The following is a 16,861-nucleotide window of genomic DNA, read 5'->3' on the forward strand; positions in this document are numbered from 1 at the left end:
AAAAAAAGTTGTGCCCTGTCAAGAAAAGATTTATCAAATATTCAGAAAACTTCATATATACAGGTGGTGAAAAGAAGATGAGTCTTGGGAATGTTCTGGTTACCGGCGGCGGCGGCTTTCTGGGCAAAGCACTGGTCAAAAAATTAGTGGATAGAGGTGAGAATGTTTTCTCATTTTCCCGGTCCAGGTATTCGGAGCTGGATAAGCTGGGTGTCTCCCAGATCCAGGGTGATCTTGCCGATGCCGATGCCGTGTCCAACGCCTTGAACGGCATGGACACCGTGTTTCATACTGCGGCAAAACCCGGTATCTGGGGCGCTTATGATGAATATTATCGTATTAATGTCACCGGGACAGTGCATGTTATTGACGCCTGCATGAAAAATAAGGTTGGTCGGCTGATTCATACCAGTTCGCCTTCGGTGGTCTTTGATGACAAGGATATGCACGGGGCCAATGAGTCGGTTCCTTATCCGGATAAATATCTGGCTCCGTACCCTGAAACCAAAGCGCTGGCAGAAAAAGAGGTGATCAAAGCGTCGGGGCAGGGGCTTTGCGTCATCATTTTGCGGCCCCATTTGATTTGGGGACCCGAAGACAACCATCTGGTGCCGGGTATTATCAGCAGGGCTAAACGGCTGAAGATCATTGGGCCGGATACGGATCTTGTGGACACCATTTATGTGGATAATGCAGCTGATGCCCATATCCTGGCAGCTGAAAAGCTGTCCAAAAATCCTGATTTATCCGGAAACATATATTTTATCAGCCAGGATGAGCCCATGTCCAAATGGACCCTGGCTAATGCGTTTTTGGCCGCCGCAGGCCTGCCGTCTGTTAAAGGCCATGTGTCCGGGAGGACCGCCTATGCGGCCGGGTGGCTCTTTGAATTCATTTACCGAACCTTTGGTATCAAAAAGGATCCTCCCATGACCCGGTTTGCGGCAAAGGAACTTGCCACCTCCCACTGGTTTGATATCAGCCGGGTAAAAAATGACCTGGGCTATGTGCCAAAGATTTCCACCCAGGAAGGCTTGAAACGCCTGGAAGCTTGGTTGAAACGGAAATGAAGCTGATAACAGCCTTTTCACTTAAGCCGTTTCGGGCCAAGGCCATCCGGGTGCTTTACAGGGCTGCCAAGGGGTATCAACGGGACAGTTGTGCGTTGCGGGCATCTGCTTTGAGCCTTTACACCCTTTTCAGTATCGTGCCTGTGATGGCCATGGCCTTTGGTATTGCCAAGGGATTCGGATTCCAGCAATTCCTTGAGGCTGAGGTAATGTCTTTGTTTGAAGGACGCGAGGAGATTGTCCAAAGTATCCTGGTTTTCTCCAACAACCTGCTGGAAAAAACCCAGGGAGGGCTTATGGCCGTGCTTGGTGTGCTGCTTCTTTTATACTCCCTGATTAAATTGATGTTTCATATTGAAGACACATTCAATCGTATCTGGTGGGTCGGGGATGGCCGGCCTTTGATCAGAAAGCTTACCGATTACCTGACTATTGCCTTGGCTGCAGGACTTTTGGGCCTTTTGTCCGGGTCCGTGAATTTGTTCATGATTCCCCGCCTTGAATCCTTCTGGGCCTATCTTGGCGTTCCCATTGATATTAAAGGCATTATTTCTTTTTTTATCAGCGTTGTTCCCTATGTAGTTACCTGGGCGCTGTTCATGTTTTTTTATGTGATCATGCCCCATAAAAAGGTAAATTTCAGGGCGGCTGCCACAGGGGCGGTGTTTGCCGGTACCTTATTTCAAATTATCCAGACCGCTTTTTTAAAGTTCCAGGTTTTTGTCACAGGTTATAATGCTATTTATGGCAGTTTTGCCGCATTGCCCATGTTTCTGATATGGTTGCAGGTTTCCTGGGGCGTACTGCTCTACGGCGCAGAAATCGCCTTTGAGTGGGAAAATATCGACAGTGCAAAAACCCCGGACCTGACATTAAATGCCATGAGTATTCGGGCCAGAAAACTTGCCATGCTGGAGATTGTCAAAGAATGTGTGCAGCGTTTTGCCGAAAAAAAGCCGCCGGCTACGGATATTCATATTGCAAGGGAACTGCATTTACCCTTAACCATTGTACACCATCTTCTGGAAATTTTGATGAATGCGGATATATTGTATTCAGTCAATCTTGAAGGCAATACAACCGGGTACACCCCGGCCATGGATATTGAGTGCATGAGTATTATGGATGTGCTTTGCGCCGTAGAGCATCAGGGAGATTCAAAGGCGTATACGGCGGGGACCCTGCTTGCCCAGGCTTTGGAGGACAGTCTAGAGGGGTTTGACAAAGCCGCCCGGGCGTGTAATGGGGAGCGGCTGATTAAAGATATTTGAAAACAGATCATACAACGGCGGTGGTGATTTTGAAAAATTCCTTGATCTGCGGTTCTTTGGCCTTTAGCAACTCTATGATCCGCATCATACCGGATTCATTAATGCCGATTTTTTGGGGCGCATTTTTGATGGTAACAGGGGCTGGGTTGCCGGAATGACCCAGTTGGGCTTTCTGTGTAAGGTAATTTGCAATATTGATGACCAGGGCCTGGTGGCGGTATTTAATCGGTGCCGATTCCGGGGCATGATGAAATCTGCAGGGCAGAATAATGGATGCAGGAAAATTCCACCGTGTCATTAAAAGGGCGGATAGCGCTGCATGATCCAGCTTGAACAGATGGTTTTCGCTGAAATACAAGGGACGCTTGTTTTCCCGTGCATACTGCCGGACTTCGTTATATTCTTTTTTAAAGTAAATCGAGAAAATGATTTTACCCATATCATGGAGCAGGGCCGGGACAAAGATTTTTCCTGCAATGCCCGGATTGGTTTGCTTTGCCAGCTGCTTTGAGGCCGTGGCCACACCGATACCGTGTATCCACAAGGCTTTCATATCAAGGCTCAGGCCCGACTTTCCTGATACGCTGGATAAGATTCCCATGCTCAGGGCAATGCCGATGATTTCATCAAATCCGATAACGGAAATGGCACGCTTCACGGTATCGACTTTATTTTTCTGGGCATAATAAACGGAATTTGCAAGCCTGAGCAGCCTATTGGTCATGGGCAGGTCATATGAAATGATTTTAGCTAAAGCTTCGGTGGTTGTGTTTTCGTCGGAAGCGGCCCGGATCAGGTTATCCACAACAGCCGGGAGCGTGGGCAAATCGCTTTCCCTCTTCTGAACCATTGCAAGGATGCGTTCTTTGATTTCCATTCAGTGCAGTGTACCTGTCCGGTCCGGTTCAATGAAACCGGGTGATGTTAATGTTGCCGTTGGCCGCCATTTCGTCAAATTTTCTTCGCAAAAAGCGTTTAAACTTGTTTCGAGTGGGGGGCCATAAGAGCAAAAGGCCTGCCGTGTCCGTTAAAAGTCCGGGCGTAATGAGCACTAATCCGGCAATGAGGATGATAAATGCATCCAGGAGCTCTTCGGCCGGCACAAGTCCCTGGTTTAAATTTTGGCGAACCTTTATCATGGTGTTTAATCCTTCCATCCGGGCAAGATAGGCACCGATGAATCCGGTCAGGATAACCAGGATTACGGTGTTTAATCCGCCGATAATTCCGCCGAGATGGATAAGGATATATAATTCAGCCACTGGGATCAGGGTAAAACATAAAAATAATCTGAACAACATATGATAGCTCCTTAACTTAAAGAATACCTTAAGGAATAATGGCTATAAACCCGGGTTTGTCAAGTCGGAACGATAGAGTACGCAGCTCATACGGCATGTGCAATACGGCTTGGGTTTGAATCCGTTTTACTTTGGGGGAGAAGATATCGCCCGGATTGCCATAGACTGTCCGGTACTTTTAGATCAACACCATGGTTTAAAATATCAAGAAACAGATCCCTGGTTATTTCCTGGGCCCCCATGCGAAGCAGATGGCCGGAGGTGACCTGACAGTCAATCATCCCAAACCCCTGGCTGTGTAATTCCTGGGCCAGGGCCACAAGGGCAACCTTGGACGCATTGGATACAAGGGAAAACATGGATTCCCCAAAAAAGGTTTTTCCCAGGCAGATCCCATACAGGCCGCCGACCAGCCGGTCTTCCTGCCAGGCTTCCACGGAGTGGGCGATCCCCATTTTGTGCAAGGTGATATAAGCATCAATCATTTCATCCACCAGCCAGGTGCCTTCGGGTTTGTCCTGCCTGGGTTGGGAACAGGCCACTATAGTTTGTTCAAATGCGGTGTTTATCCGAATGGAGAAACAATTTTTTCGAATGGTTTTTTTTAAACTTTTCGAGACCCTGATCCTAGACGGAAAAAGAATCAGCCGGGGATCAGGGGACCACCAGAGAATGGGTTCGCTATTGGAAAACCAGGGGAAAACACCGCTTCTATATGCAAGGATCAAACGCTTTGGGCAGAGATCTCCCCCAATACATAACAACCCGTCAGGCCGCGCCAGCCAAGCCGGTGGAAACTCGATTTTTTCAGATAGCCTGAACAGTGGCATCAGCTCGATTTGATATTAAATGTCAGTTTACCGTCCTTTAGGCCTAGGGAAAGTTTCCCCCCTTTTGCAAGCTGTCCGAAAAGAATTTCATCCGTGAGCTTATCTTTTATTTTGGTCTGGATCAGACGGGCCAGGGGCCTGGCTCCAAATTTCGGATCATGCCCTTCTTGAGCCAGATGTGTCCGGACGCCGGCTGAATAGCTCAAAGAAATGCCCTGGTCACTGAGCATGGCTTTAAGCTCCTTCATATTTTTGTCCACAATCAGTTCCATTACCTTTTCAGACAAATGGTTAAATTGGACAATACCGTCAAGGCGGTTTCTAAATTCCGGACTGAAGGTGTTTTTTACCGCTTTCATACCCTGGGAATCAGAATTAGCGCTTTGTGACCCGAATCCGATGCTGTTGGTGCTCATTTCCCTGGCTCCGGCATTGGAGGTCATGATAATGATCACATTTCTGAAATCAGCGGATTTACCATTATTGTCAGTGAGCGTGGCATAATCCATGACCTGGAGCAGGATGTTGTAAAGGTCCATATGGGCCTTTTCTATTTCATCCAGAAGAAGCACACAATGAGGGTGCTTGCGGATGTTGTCAGTTAAGATGCCGCCCTGCTCAAACCCCACGTATCCGGGAGGCGCACCAATAAGTCTGGAAACGGCATGCTTTTCCATGTATTCACTCATGTCAAAGCGTAAGAATTTAATGCCCATGTTGGCGGCCAATTGCCTGGCCACTTCAGTTTTTCCAACCCCGGTGGGGCCCATGAAAAGAAAGGAGCCGATGGGATGGTCCGGGGCTGCAAGTCCGGCCCGGGATCTTTTAATCGCCGTGGTCAGTGTTTCAATGGCATCATCCTGTCCAAAAATTACATCAAGCAGTTTGCCGGGCAACGACTCCAGGGAAGACTTGTCTGACGCAGTCACACTGGAAACCGGTACCTTGGCTATTTTAGATACAATTTTTTCAATATCCTTTGGACTAACCGTCTTGCGCCGGCCGTCAGCCGTCAGTTTTAAAAAGGCGCCGGCCTCATCAATGACGTCAATGGCCTTATCCGGTAAAAATCGGTCATTGATGTATTTATCGGACAGATAGGCCGCAGCTTCTATGGTTTTATCCGGGTATTTCAGGCCATGATGTTCCTCGTAGCAGCTGCGTAACCCTTTAAGTATCTCGGTGGTTTCCTCTACACTGGGCTCTGAAACTTCAATTTTTTCAAATCGCCGGGAAAAGGCCCGGTCTTTTTCAAAATGGTTTTTGTACTCTTCATAGGTGGTGGTGCCAATACACTTGATGTCTCCGGAGGATAAGGCCGGTTTAAGGATGTTGGAGGCATCCATGGAGCCTGATGTGGTGGCGCCGGCACCCACAACCGTATGGATTTCATCAATCACCAAGAGCGCATTTTCCTTTTCTTCCAAAGCAGAAATGACATCTTTGAGGCGCTGTTCAAAATCGCCCCTGTATTTGGTACCGGCCAAAAGAGCGCCCATGTCCAGGGAGTATAGTTCACAATTTTCAAGCAGATCCGGTACGGCCTTGCCATTTATTTTCAATGCCAGACCTTCTGCAATGGCGGTTTTTCCAACGCCGGGATCACCCACAAGGATGGGGTTGTTTTTCCGCCGCCGGCAAAGGACCTGCATCACCCGTTCGGTTTCAAGGGCTCTGCCGATAAGGGGATCAATTTTATTGTCCTGGGCCCGTTTGATCAGATCGGAAGTAAATAACGCCAGCGGATCTTTTTTCTTCGGGCGCTTGGGCTTTGGCTCGGCCTGTTGGAACAGTTGTTGGGGCTTTTCCTGCTCAGGCAACTCTTTTTTGTCTTTATCTCCATCATGGGAGATGTGCCTGAGTACATCCAGACGGGTAATACCTTCGGATTCCAGGTAAAAGGCTGCGTGGGAATCTTTTTCCTGAAAAATGGATGCCAGGATATCCCCGAGATTTACTTCTGATTTTTCGGCGGATCTGGCATGGTTGATGGCGCGCTGAATCATTCGCTGGAAGCCGATGGTCTGCTGGAGCACATACTCTTCACTGGTCTCTATTTTGGTCAGTTTCTCATCAAAGAATTTTTCAAGATCCTCTTTGATATGATCAGGGCTGCCCCCGCATTTCTCAATGGTTTCAAAGCCGGATTCATGATTGACAATGGCGTAAAGAACATGTTCGACACAAACGTACTCATGTCTTCTTTTTTTAGCTTCCCGAACGGCAAACCCGAGAGCTGTGGATAGTTCTTTGCTGATCATATACCATTTACTCCTTTTCCATTGTACTTTTTAAGGGAAACCCTTTACTGCTTGCCAGATTATGTACGGTCTGGACTTTTGTTTCCGCTATTTCCCGGGGATAAATGCCGCATACGGCTTTTCCCTTATTATGTACATTAAGCATTATTTGTGTTGCTTTTTCAAGAGATTTTCCGAATACCCGGACCAGGATATCCACCACAAACTCCATGGTTGTATAATCGTCATTGTGCAAAAGGACCTTATACATGGGCGGATGATCCTCACTTGCGTCATGGGATATTTTGGGACGGGTTTTGGAATCAGTGGCTGTCATACCTTAACCTTAGGTTTAATTGATTTATATTCAAGTCCCAATGTGTTGTTAATTCGTTGCATGTTTTTTTTGTGGGTTGAGTCTGGGTGTTGAAAAATCCGATCAGCCCATGGCTGTTATTGTCCGCAACATTTCTTATACTTTTTGCCTGAACCACAAGGGCAGGGGGCATTTCTTTGAACCTTTTCCGATGACCGCCTGATCGGTTGTTTGGCGGCGGATTCGTCAGCATGGGAAGAAAAAGTCAAGTCCTGCTGTTCTTCCTGTTTCATCTCCTCAACCTGGGTGGGCGAGGCGATTTGAATTTTAAACAGGATGTCCACCACTTCCTGTTTGATCCGGTTCATCAGGTCCTGGAACATATCGAAGCCTTCTTTTTTATAGATACGCAAAGGATCCTGCTGGGCATACCCCCGAAGGCCGATGCCTTCTTTTAAATGGTCCATGTTCAAAAGATGTTCCTTCCATCTGGTGTCCACGGTCTGGAGGATAATAAACCGTTCAACGTGGCGAATGATTTCAGGACCGTACATCCCTTCCTTTTTCCGGTATTGGTCCTGGGCAGCATCAAAGATAAATTGCCCCAGCTGGTCGGCTGAAAAATTTTCCTGCACAGGCTTGTCCAGGGACAGGTCCATATTGAACTGCCCTTTGATTGCTGACGAAAGTCCTTCCAGGTCCCACTCTTTCAGTGCTGTTTTGTCTAAAACGAATCCCTCCATAAGGTCATAGGAGACATCTTCCATCATATCGTGGGCCACCTGCTTGAGATCTTTGGATGTCAGTGCCTGACGGCGCTGGCGGTAAATGATCTCACGCTGCTGGTTCATGACATCATCATATTCAAGCAGGTGCTTTCTGATTTCAAAGTTGTGCCCTTCCACCTTGGACTGGGCGTTTTCAATGGCTTTGGAGATGAATTTATGTTCAATGTGCTCGCCTTCTTCAATACCCAGCCGGTCCATAACAGCATGAATACGGTCACCGCCGAAAATTCTGAGCAGATCGTCTTCCAGGCTCAAGTAAAATCGTGAACTTCCCGGGTCTCCCTGGCGGCCGGACCGGCCCCTCAACTGGTTGTCAATACGCCGGGATTCATGGCGGGATGTACCCAGAATATGAAGCCCGCCAAGTTCTTTGACCCCTTCTCCCAGCTTGATGTCCGTACCACGGCCGGCCATGTTAGTGGAGATGGTCACAGCCCCTTTTTGGCCCGCATTGGCCACAATTTCCGCCTCTTCCTTGTGGTGCTTGGCATTGAGCACATTATGCTTAATTCCTTTTTTTTTGAGCTGTTCACTGAGGGATTCGGAGACATCAATGGAAATGGTACCCACCAGCACAGGCTGTCCTTTTTTATGCAGCCGGATGATTTCCTTGATGGCGGCATCGTATTTTTCCTTCTGGGTCTTGTAAATCAAATCCGCCCGGTCTTCACGGACCATGGGCTTGTGCGTCGGGATGACCAGCACATCCAGATTATAAATCTTTTTAAATTCCTCTGCTTCCGTATCCGCTGTTCCGGTCATTCCTGACAGCTTGTCATACATTCTAAAATAGTTCTGAAAAGTGATGGAGGCAAGGGTCTGGTTCTCATTTTCAATTTTAACCCCTTCTTTGGCCTCAAGGGCCTGGTGAAGGCCTTCCGAGTACCGGCGGCCACTCATAAGCCGACCTGTAAATTCATCTACAATGACGACCTGGCCGTTTTTTACAATGTAATCCGTGTCACGTTTGAAAATTACATGGGCCTTTAACGCCTGGTTAAGGTGGTGCAAAAGTTCAATATTGACCGGATCATAAAGATTGTCCACATTGAGCAGCTTTTCACCCTTTGCAATACCCTCTTCGGTAAGGGATACTGTTTTTGATTCTTCATCCAGGGTATAGTCGATCTCTTTTTGAAATGCCGGGATAATGGTATTGGCCTGGGTGTACAGGTGGGTGGATTTTTCAGCCGGGCCTGAAATAATCAAAGGGGTTCTTGCCTCGTCAATGAGAATGGAGTCCACCTCGTCCACAATGGCAAAGTTCAGATCGCCCTGGGCCAGTTCCTCGGGGTCGAATTTCATATTGTCCCGCAGGTAATCGAAACCGAATTCATTATTGGTGCCGTATGTGATGTCGGCGGCATAGGCCTGTTTGCGCGCCTGGGCGTCCATGTCATGCAGGATCACCCCTACGGTGAGTCCTAAAAAATCATACACCTGGGACATCCATTCTGCGTCACGTTTGGCCAGATAGTCATTGACCGTAACAATGTGAACACCTTTGCCCGTCAGGGCATTCAGGTAAGCGGGCAGGGTGGACATCAGGGTTTTGCCTTCACCTGTTTTCATTTCTGCAATGGTCCCACGGTGCAATGCAATGCCGCCAATTAGCTGGACATCATAGTGGCGGAGCCCAAGGGTCCGCACCGATGCTTCCCTGACTATGGCAAAGGCTTCGGGAAGAATGTCGTCCAGGGTTTCTCCCTTTGCCAGGCGGTTTTTAAACTCGGTTGTTTTTTCACCGATCTGGATATCTGATAGATCCTGAATTCGGGGTTCAAATTCGTTTATCTGGTCAATAATAGGCTGGGTTTTTTTTAAAATTCTGTCATTGCTGGATCCAAAGAGCTTCGTAAGAAAATTGAGTACCATGTAAACGCTACCTGTTTAAATTAAAGGTCATTAATTTGTAAGTACAACATATAAGCATTCTTCCAGGAAATAAAAGAAAAAAATGATTTGTGCCCATCCGAAAATAGGTTTTGTGTCCATTTTTTTTGTTTGATGCAACGGTTTATTTCCGGGTAGGCATAAATTATTTTGGGGCATATTGATGAAATAACGAACAATAAACTGCAGGGCCGCATCGGCTGATGTCTAAAGGTAAAACTGTGTTTGGACGTAAAGTTTCCCGGGTGTAAAATTTTTAAAATACCGCAATTGGGTTACTTTACATTTAAACACTAGTTGAGGATATATTTTGAAGGATTGACAGGGGCTCCGTTAACAAGAACCTCATAGTGAAGATGAGGGCCGGTGGTTCGACCTGTGTTGCCTAATGTGGCAATTGCCTCTCCGCGTTTGACCTGCTGGCTCTTATGAACAAGAATATCTCTTAAATGGGCGTATTTGGTGGTTTTCCCATATCCGTGGTCAATAATAACAACATTCCCGTAGCCCCGTTTTCTTCCGGCGAAGACCACTTTACCGGCTGCCGTTGAAACAATTTTAGTGCCCATTCGGTTAGAGATATCAAGGCCCGAATGAAAGGTTCTCCTGCCGGTGAAAGGGGATCTACGGTAACCAAAGGGTGAGGTGATAACACCCGAGACCGGCTTTATGGATGGGGAGGAGGCCAGCAGATTTTTCTTTTTCTTCAATTTGTCTATCAGGTCATTGAAATCCAGTTTCTCTTTATCAGCAACAGATTTGATTTGTTTTACCTGATGGTGCATCTCCCTTATCAACGCGTTGTGGCGGGCGGTAAGGGGTAGCTCTTGATCAAGATCAGTTTCTGATACACCACCAATACCCAAAAGGCCTGATGATTGTCCTGATTTGTCTATATCGGCAATAAGACGCACCTGGTTTTCTAATTGTTCAAGTTTTGTGATCTGCTCTTTTAATCCTTGAATTTCTCCGGCAAACAACTGAATTTGACGTCTCTGGTCTTCAAGTTCAGTTCTCTGGCCGGTTATGGTTTCAAGCAGCGCGGCATTATTAAGGTCGGTCCGCTTAAGCAAATAGTAGTCATAGCCGATGCAGGTGGCTGTTCCGACGCAGGCTATGAAGAGAAGCATAGAACAAAGTAAAAACGATTTTCTAAGCGAAATTTCTCTTATTTTTGAACTATTGCCTGAATGAAACCATATTTTGAGGTGACTTTTCATCTCTGCATTAATACAAGTTATATAACATTCGTGTCAAGGTGAAAATGGGCTTACAGTGGGGTTTGGACCCAGTCCAGCCCTGTTTTTTCGTCAATGGAGAACATGATGTTCATATTTTGAACGGCCTGGCCGGCTGCTCCCTTGAGCAGGTTGTCAATGGCTGAAACCAGTATCAGACGGCCCGATTCAGGTTCCAGGTGAAAACCGATATCGCAACAGTTCGTTCCCTTGATATGGGACATGTTCGGAAATTTGCCCGGGGGCAGAATCCTGATGAAAGGTTCATTTTCATACCATTTATTAAGGGTGTCGCGAATTTGTTGTTCGGCGACGCCTTCGCACGTTTGGGCATAGATGGTTGAAACCATGCCCCGGGTTACAGGTACCAAGTGGGGCGTAAAGGTCAGGGACACTGTTTCTCCGGCCACTTGGGTTAACACTTCGTTAATTTCAGGGGTGTGTCTGTGGTTGCCCACTTTATACGGGCCAAAGGATTCGTTCACCTCGCAAAAGTGGGTGGTCAGGGAAAGGGACCGGCCCGCACCGCTGACCCCGGATTTTGAATCTGAAATCAGGCCCTGAGGGGAAATCAGCTTTTCTTTGAGCAGCGGAACCAGGGGCAAAAGGATGGACGTTGGGTAACATCCGGGATTCCCGATTATTCTTGCGTTTTTGATCTGCTCCCGGTTGATTTCACATAAACCGTAAATACTTTCTTCCAGAAGACTGGGCGCTGTGTGGTGTTGATATACGGCTTCGTATGTGTTCAGATCATCAAATCTGAAGTCCGCCGAAAGATCTATGACTTTTATACCCTGGTCGATAAGTTCCGGCGCAAATGCCATGGATACCTTGTGGGGAAGCGCTAAAAAAGCGACATCTACTTTTCCTGAAAGCCTCCCGGCGTCAAAGGGCGTACATACCAGGGATTCAAATCCGCGCATGGACGGAAAAATATCGGTAAACGATTTTCCCTGATACGTGTTCGAGGTTACTGCTTCAAGGCCGGCCTTCGGGTGGTTGGAAATCAGTTTGACCAGTTCCAGGCCGGTATAGCCTGATGCGCCTATTATTGCTGTTCTAATCATTTTTTTATTCTTTATTCTTTATGTTTATATTCAGTAACCACACACAAATCTGTTTTTGGACGCAAAATTGCCCATCTATAGTGTTCGCAGGGTGATTTTGCGTCCAAACACTAAGATAAAATCACCAATTGTGCAAATCTTAATTTGATTATTTTTTAATCATCTAATTCGATTATTCAAGCTCAACCAGGGTATGGACCTCATTAACCAAGGCACCGTCAATTATCTCGCGGATAATATTCCAGTCTCCTCCGGCAAGTCCTGCTCCGATTTTAGGATAGCCCATACGATTGCCGCTGAACTGTTTTTTCAGCTTGACAAAGATTTTTGTTACGGCATCATAATCAACTAGTACACCGTCCCCGGAATAGTGATATTGGGTGTAGGCATTAATCACATACAATGGGCCGGGTGGTGTGTTTATACATGCCTTTGAATAACTGCCCAGTTTGGACCTGTCACCGGATACCGTTGCAAGGTCGGCCTCCCAGGCCTGGGGAAAATGGGTGCGGATCTGTTTGGCAATCCCGGCACCCATGGTGCAAAAACAGTTGCAGCCGTGAATAATAAGATCAAACTGCCCTTCCAGGGCCAATTGAATTAAATCGCCTTTTATGCATTTCATGGGACGTGTTTCCTTAAAAAATATTCCTTCATCCATGAGCATGATCCGCATGGGCTACGATTTTGGCAAACCCCATTTCATGGAGCTTAGGTTCTTATGAAATTTGTTCCATTTTTCATAAGATATCCTTTTTGATATCAAAAACCAAGAGGATAAGAAATAAAAACCGCAAATTTGTCAGATCAAATAAAAAAATCGTTTGGAACAGACTTGAAAAACATCCCCCCCCCCTTCCATCACTTGTGCCCCCCCGATTTTCACTGGTCACGAATAGTGGAAAGTGGTTGTCGGCTATAGTTTTTTGTATTTGAGCCCTTCTTATGTCAAATATCCATATTTTGGGTTTAAAACTTGCAATGAGAACCAACTTTTTCTATAGTTGAAAGGATTCGTGGAAAATTTATAAATAGCGAAATGGAGGCGAAAATGAAAAAAGGTGTTGTGAGTCTGTTGGCATTTATTTTTTGTACCGTGATGGTTCTTCCCATGGCGTATGCTAAGACCCAGTTTGTAACAATTGGTACCGGGGGCCTTACCGGTGTGTATTATCCGACAGGGGGCGCTATCGCCAAAATGGTCAACAAAAAGAAGAGAGAATATGGAATTCGTGCAACGGTGGAATCAACCGGCGGATCGGCTTTTAATATTAATGCGATTATGAGTGGAGATCTTGAGTTCGGTATTGCCCAGTCAGACAAGCAATTCCAGGCGATGAAAGGCCTTGCAGAATGGGCAGAGAGAGGCCCGCAGACTGATCTTCGCTCTGTTTTTTCTATTCATGATGAAGCGGTTACATTAATTTCGGCAGTTGAAAGCGATATTAAAGATGTTTCAGACTTGAAGGGGAAAATTGTTAACCTTGGTAATCCTGGTTCCGGGCAGCTTCAAAATGCGATTGAAATTTTGCAAACAATTGGAATGGATCCTGAAAAGGATATTACTGCAGAATATATAAAGGCTTCTGAAGCCCCTAGTATTTTGCAAGACGGGCGTATTGATGCGTTCTTTTACACGGTGGGCCATCCAAATGGTAATATCAAAGAGGCAACATCGGGTGCCCGTAAGGTACGTTTTACTTCTATCACAGGTGTAGACAGCATGTTGGCAAAATATCCCTATTTTTCAAAAACCATCATTCAGGCCTCCATGTATCCGGGTGCCCAAAATGATGGGGATACGGAAACCATTGGTATGAAAGCAACATTGGTTACTTCTGCTAAGGTTCCTGAAGATGTGGTTTATGCGATCACCAAAGAAGTTTTCGAAAATTTTGAAGAGTTCAAAAAACTTCATCCGGCATATGCGACATTGACCAAAGAGGGAATGCTGACAGGCCTTTCCGCTCCGTTGCATCCGGGTGCGGCAAAGTACTATAAAGAAGCTGGGTTGATGAAATAAATTTCAAAGGGCCGGGAGCAGGGGCAGTTTTGTTTTCGGTCTTTTTTTTATTGTTACATTGTTTAGCTTAATTTTAGCATCATTCATTTGAGGTCGTAGATGAGTAAGATTAGAATTGATAAGGTGGAAGACGGCTTGGATCAAGCCAAAAAGCTTGCTGAGGAAGAAGAGGGGATCGGGCGAAAGCCCGATGGATGGCAAAGGTATCTGATTCCAACAATTGCCATTGCGTGGAGTTTGTTCCAGCTTTCTCTGCCAAGATTTGTACTTCTCGATTCTACATATATCCGCGCGATTCATCTCGCGTTTGCCATGGTGTTGGTTTTTCTTAATTATCCCTTGCTGAAGAAACCCATTTTCGGCCTTAAATATTTCGCCCGGCACAAGCGGATACCATTACTGGACATGGTGGTTGCCGCCTTTGCCGCTTACTGTGCGCTCTATCTTGTTATTAATTACGATCAGATTATTTCCCGGTACGGATCACCCACAACGATGGATATTGTGATCGGGATTGCCTTGGTCGTATTGCTTCTTGAGGCTGCCAGAAGAACGATTGGGCCGGCACTTCCCGTGATTGCCGGCGGTTTTATCGCTTATTCGTTTTTAGGTCCTTATATGCCTGATTTAATTGCCTTCAAGGGCACTTCTCTGGGGCGTTTTGTGGGGCAGATGACCATGTCAACGGAAGGGATTTATGGTATCCCCTTGGATGTATCTGCAACGATTGTATTTTTGTTCGTGTTGTTTGGTGCCATGCTGGACAAGGCTGGTGCCGGCCACTATTTTATACAGCTTGCGTTAAGTTTATTGGGACGTTTTAAAGGTGGGCCGGCCAAAGCGGCTATTATGGGGTCCGGCCTAACAGGTCTTGTGTCCGGTTCTTCCATTGCAAATATTGTGACAACCGGGACATTTACCATACCTATGATGAAAAAAGTGGGGTATGCGCCGACCAAAGCGGCGGCAATTGAAGTTGCGGCGTCGACAGATGGACAACTCGCGCCACCGATTATGGGTGCAGCGGCTTTTATTATCGCTGAATATGTGAATGTTCCATACATTGAGGTAGTTAAAGCCGCTGCGATTCCTGCGTTTGCTTCCTACGCAGCGCTTTTTTTCATTTCTCACATTGAAGCCTCAAAAGCGGGCATTACGGGGCTGCCCAAAAGCGAACTGCCGCAATTCTTCAAAACCCTGCTAAGTGGTGTCCATTTTCTCATTCCCCTTTTTATGTTGCTTTATGAGCTGATTGTGGTTCGCCACTCGCCGGAGCTGGCGGCATTTAACGCCATCTTGGTACTGTTTGTTTTGATGGTTTTTCAGCACCCCTACCTGGCCTATCGGCAAAACGAACCGATTTTGCCGGCGTTTAAGCAATCTTTTCTGACGATCTTGGATGCGCTTGCTTCCGGTGCAAGAAATATGGTTTCTGTGGCGCTGGCAACAGCAGCGGCGGGTATTATTGTGGGGGTTGTAGCGTTGGGGCTTGGCAACCTTATCTCTGAAATCATAGACGTTCTTTCCATGGGCAATGTGTTTCTGATGTTGTTCATTTCAGCGATTGCCAGCCTGGTTATCGGCATGGGGTTGCCGACCACGGCAACCTATATTGTTATGGCCGCGTTGACGGCACCGGCAATTGTTACCATTGGTGGGGCTCAAGGGTTTATCGTGCCGTTGATGTCCGCCCATCTTTTCTGTTTTTATTTCGGTATCTTGGCTGATGATACGCCGCCGGTGGGGCTTGCGGCTTATGCCGCTTCGGCCATTGCCAAATCACCTCCTATTGCAACCGGTATTCAGGGGTTTATGTATGATATCCGTACGGCTATTTTACCGTTTATGTTTATTTTTAATTCCGATCTTATTTTGCATAATGTGAATTCATGGCTCCAGGGAATATTGATATTTGTTATGGCCTGTGTCGGAAACTTTGCCTTTGCGTCGGCAACCCAGGGGTGGTTTGTCGCCAAAAATAAAAAATGGGAAATTCCACTTTTTCTCTGTGTGACGTTTATTTTGATGCGTCCGGATCAAATTGCAGTGTGGCTGGGAATCCCCCATGAGCAGCGATACTGGACATATTTAATGGGATTGGCGATTTACGGTGCGCTTTATTTAATGCAGCGGCCACGAACCGCCCGTGATGAGGCGTCGATAGAGAATGCAAAGGCAGAAACATATTAGGGAAAACGTCAGTTTTACCCGTTTTGTGAAGGAGAAATCTCCGTGTCAGATATTAGAAAAATTCTTGTTCCGGTCACTTTTTCCGAATTTTCTGAAGAGTTGATTGAATATGCGGTTGACGTTGCCAGGCCGCTCAGCGCGGAAGTTATTTTTGTGAATGTCATTGATGAGAGAGATATTCAGGCGGTGCAGACCATTGCCTCATTTGGGTATGAAGTTGATGAGACGCATTACATTCAGGAAGTTGAAAAACAACGAATCGGCATTTTAGAAGAGCGACTCAGCCGGATTAACTACCCGGATGAGAAGATGCGGATTGTGTTTAAGAAGGGAAGACCCACAGCCGTGCTGCTGAAGTTTGCGATAGATGAAAGGGTGGATCTCATTATCATGGAAGTTAAAGGTAAATCTGAAATTCTAAATGCATTAAGCGGGTCGATTGCGGAAAAAATGTTTCGCTATTCACCTGTTCCCGTGTTGTCTTATCGCCGAAAAGAAATTGCGGACAAACTTCTCAAACGACTCCAAATGTAATTTCTCTGTCTCTTGCTCTGCGGGTCGGGCTCATGCAATTGAATGTTCCGGAAAATCATGCCTTATTTCCCATATATTGGTTATTCGCGTTGCATTA

Annotated in this window: 14 protein-coding genes; 5 read left to right on the forward strand and 9 right to left on the reverse strand. The window is 46.5% G+C overall.

Annotated features, from left to right (window positions below; translation table 11 throughout):
- Positions 1-77 precede the first annotated feature (77 nt).
- Both B147_RS0124405 and B147_RS0124410 read left to right on the forward strand, forming a co-directional pair.
- Positions 78-1,070, forward strand: coding sequence for an NAD-dependent epimerase/dehydratase family protein (locus B147_RS0124405; protein WP_026259806.1), 993 nt, complete (start codon positions 78-80; stop codon positions 1,068-1,070).
- Positions 1,067-2,341 carry a YihY/virulence factor BrkB family protein gene (locus tag B147_RS0124410; RefSeq protein WP_033397922.1) on the forward strand — a complete coding sequence of 425 codons (1,275 nt, stop codon included), beginning with the start codon at positions 1,067-1,069 and terminating at the stop codon, positions 2,339-2,341. Before B147_RS0124405 ends, B147_RS0124410 begins: the two co-directional genes overlap by 4 nt.
- Positions 2,342-2,348: 7 nt before the next feature.
- Here the strand turns inward: B147_RS0124410 and B147_RS0124415 are convergent, their stop codons facing one another.
- The 9 genes from B147_RS0124415 to B147_RS0124460 all read right to left on the reverse strand — a co-directional run bounded on the left by B147_RS0124415 (position 2,349) and on the right by B147_RS0124460 (position 12,642).
- The gene (locus B147_RS0124415) at positions 2,349-3,218 is read right to left on the reverse strand and encodes an HDOD domain-containing protein (protein ID WP_020589828.1); all 870 of its coding nucleotides are present in this window, start codon (positions 3,216-3,218) and stop codon (positions 2,349-2,351) included.
- A 28-nt stretch (positions 3,219-3,246) separates the two neighbouring features.
- Positions 3,247-3,642: an FxsA family protein gene (locus tag B147_RS0124420; protein WP_020589829.1), complete on the reverse strand. Its 396-nt coding sequence runs from the start codon at positions 3,640-3,642 to the stop codon at positions 3,247-3,249.
- Positions 3,643-3,728: 86 nt separating this feature from the next.
- A complete protein-coding gene (gene aat, locus B147_RS0124425) occupies positions 3,729-4,472 on the reverse strand; it encodes a leucyl/phenylalanyl-tRNA--protein transferase (protein WP_020589830.1) in 744 nt (247 codons plus the stop codon).
- The gene (clpA, locus tag B147_RS0124430) at positions 4,472-6,733 is read right to left on the reverse strand and encodes an ATP-dependent Clp protease ATP-binding subunit ClpA (protein ID WP_020589831.1); all 2,262 of its coding nucleotides are present in this window, start codon (positions 6,731-6,733) and stop codon (positions 4,472-4,474) included. Before clpA ends, aat begins: the two co-directional genes overlap by 1 nt.
- A 7-nt stretch (positions 6,734-6,740) precedes the next feature.
- Positions 6,741-7,049, reverse strand: coding sequence for an ATP-dependent Clp protease adapter ClpS (gene clpS, locus B147_RS0124435; RefSeq protein ID WP_020589832.1), 309 nt, complete (start codon positions 7,047-7,049; stop codon positions 6,741-6,743).
- Positions 7,050-7,165: 116 nt separating this feature from the next.
- Positions 7,166-9,691, reverse strand: coding sequence for a preprotein translocase subunit SecA (gene secA / locus B147_RS0124440; protein ID WP_020589833.1), 2,526 nt, complete (start codon positions 9,689-9,691; stop codon positions 7,166-7,168).
- A gap of 311 nt (positions 9,692-10,002) precedes the next feature.
- Entirely contained in the window at positions 10,003-10,839 is an 837-nt protein-coding gene (locus tag B147_RS0124450; protein WP_020589835.1) for a M23 family metallopeptidase, read from the reverse strand.
- 140 nt (positions 10,840-10,979) lie between these two features.
- Entirely contained in the window at positions 10,980-12,017 is a 1,038-nt protein-coding gene (gene argC / locus B147_RS0124455) for an N-acetyl-gamma-glutamyl-phosphate reductase (protein WP_020589836.1), read from the reverse strand.
- Positions 12,018-12,189: 172 nt separating this feature from the next.
- Positions 12,190-12,642 (reverse strand): macro domain-containing protein, encoded by a 453-nt coding sequence (locus B147_RS0124460; RefSeq protein WP_026259808.1) that lies wholly within the window; start codon positions 12,640-12,642, stop codon positions 12,190-12,192.
- A 426-nt stretch (positions 12,643-13,068) separates the two neighbouring features.
- Between B147_RS0124460 and B147_RS0124470 the strand changes: the two genes are divergently transcribed.
- The 3 genes from B147_RS0124470 (at position 13,069) to B147_RS0124480 (ending at position 16,764) form a co-directional block, all read left to right on the forward strand.
- Positions 13,069-14,040 (forward strand): TAXI family TRAP transporter solute-binding subunit, encoded by a 972-nt coding sequence (locus tag B147_RS0124470; RefSeq protein ID WP_020589839.1) that lies wholly within the window; start codon positions 13,069-13,071, stop codon positions 14,038-14,040.
- A 99-nt stretch (positions 14,041-14,139) separates the two neighbouring features.
- Positions 14,140-16,230 (forward strand): TRAP transporter permease, encoded by a 2,091-nt coding sequence (locus tag B147_RS0124475; protein WP_020589840.1) that lies wholly within the window; start codon positions 14,140-14,142, stop codon positions 16,228-16,230.
- 42 nt (positions 16,231-16,272) lie between these two features.
- Positions 16,273-16,764, forward strand: coding sequence for a universal stress protein (locus B147_RS0124480; protein WP_020589841.1), 492 nt, complete (start codon positions 16,273-16,275; stop codon positions 16,762-16,764).
- The last annotated feature ends 97 nt before the right edge of the window (positions 16,765-16,861 follow it).

Origin of the sequence: Desulfobacter curvatus DSM 3379 (assembly GCF_000373985.1) — a bacterium.
Lineage (GTDB): Bacteria > Desulfobacterota > Desulfobacteria > Desulfobacterales > Desulfobacteraceae > Desulfobacter > Desulfobacter curvatus.

Excerpts from the sequence above, each read along its gene's own strand:
- B147_RS0124405 (WP_026259806.1), top strand. The coding sequence starts at position 78 with ATGAGTCTTGGGAATGTTCTGGTTACCGGCGGCGGCGGCTTTCTGGGC.
- B147_RS0124410 (WP_033397922.1), top strand. The coding sequence starts at position 1,067 with ATGAAGCTGATAACAGCCTTTTCACTTAAGCCGTTTCGGGCCAAGGCC.
- B147_RS0124415 (WP_020589828.1), bottom strand. The coding sequence starts at position 3,218 with ATGGAAATCAAAGAACGCATCCTTGCAATGGTTCAGAAGAGGGAAAGC.
- B147_RS0124420 (WP_020589829.1), bottom strand. The coding sequence starts at position 3,642 with ATGTTGTTCAGATTATTTTTATGTTTTACCCTGATCCCAGTGGCTGAA.
- aat (WP_020589830.1), bottom strand. The coding sequence starts at position 4,472 with ATGCCACTGTTCAGGCTATCTGAAAAAATCGAGTTTCCACCGGCTTGG.
- clpA (WP_020589831.1), bottom strand. The coding sequence starts at position 6,733 with ATGATCAGCAAAGAACTATCCACAGCTCTCGGGTTTGCCGTTCGGGAA.
- clpS (WP_020589832.1), bottom strand. The coding sequence starts at position 7,049 with ATGACAGCCACTGATTCCAAAACCCGTCCCAAAATATCCCATGACGCA.
- secA (WP_020589833.1), bottom strand. The coding sequence starts at position 9,691 with ATGGTACTCAATTTTCTTACGAAGCTCTTTGGATCCAGCAATGACAGA.
- B147_RS0124450 (WP_020589835.1), bottom strand. The coding sequence starts at position 10,839 with ATGCTTCTCTTCATAGCCTGCGTCGGAACAGCCACCTGCATCGGCTAT.
- argC (WP_020589836.1), bottom strand. The coding sequence starts at position 12,017 with ATGATTAGAACAGCAATAATAGGCGCATCAGGCTATACCGGCCTGGAA.
- B147_RS0124460 (WP_026259808.1), bottom strand. The coding sequence starts at position 12,642 with ATGAAATGCATAAAAGGCGATTTAATTCAATTGGCCCTGGAAGGGCAG.
- B147_RS0124470 (WP_020589839.1), top strand. The coding sequence starts at position 13,069 with ATGAAAAAAGGTGTTGTGAGTCTGTTGGCATTTATTTTTTGTACCGTG.
- B147_RS0124475 (WP_020589840.1), top strand. The coding sequence starts at position 14,140 with ATGAGTAAGATTAGAATTGATAAGGTGGAAGACGGCTTGGATCAAGCC.